This window comes from Streptomyces sp. BE303 (genome assembly GCF_036290945.1).
Taxonomy (GTDB): Bacteria; Actinomycetota; Actinomycetes; order Streptomycetales; family Streptomycetaceae; genus Kitasatospora.
Map to the genome: position 1 here is coordinate 1 of NZ_JAQYWZ010000058.1, position 321 is coordinate 321.

Annotated in this window: 1 protein-coding gene; it reads right to left on the reverse strand. The window is 77.3% G+C overall.

Translation table 11 applies throughout. The features are described 5' to 3' along the window. Nucleotides 1–252: tetratricopeptide repeat protein (locus PUR56_RS00205; RefSeq protein WP_329947335.1), on the reverse strand; the 252-nt coding region annotated here is incomplete at its 3' end. Nucleotides 253–321 lie beyond the last annotated feature (69 nt).

Below are 321 nucleotides of genomic sequence, written 5' to 3' on the forward strand. Positions count from 1 at the left end.
CCAGGCGTAGGAAGGATTCAGGGTGACGGCGGCGGTGAGGTCGGTGACGGCTTCGTCGGGTCGGCCGGCCTGGCGGTGGGCCTGGCCGCGGGCGCGGAGCGCCCAGACGTCCGACGGGGTGTGGGCGGGCGCGGCGGGGAGGTCGGCGATCGCCTGCTCGGCGAGGGCCGCCAGGCGGTACGCCTCGCCGCGCCCGGCGAGGGCCCAGGCTTTGGCGGGGGCGAGGGGGAGCGCGGCGGTGAATTCGGCCACGGCCTCCTCGAGCCGGCCGTTCAGGCTGTGGTCGGCGCCACGGAACGCGAGAGCACAGGGCTACTCGGG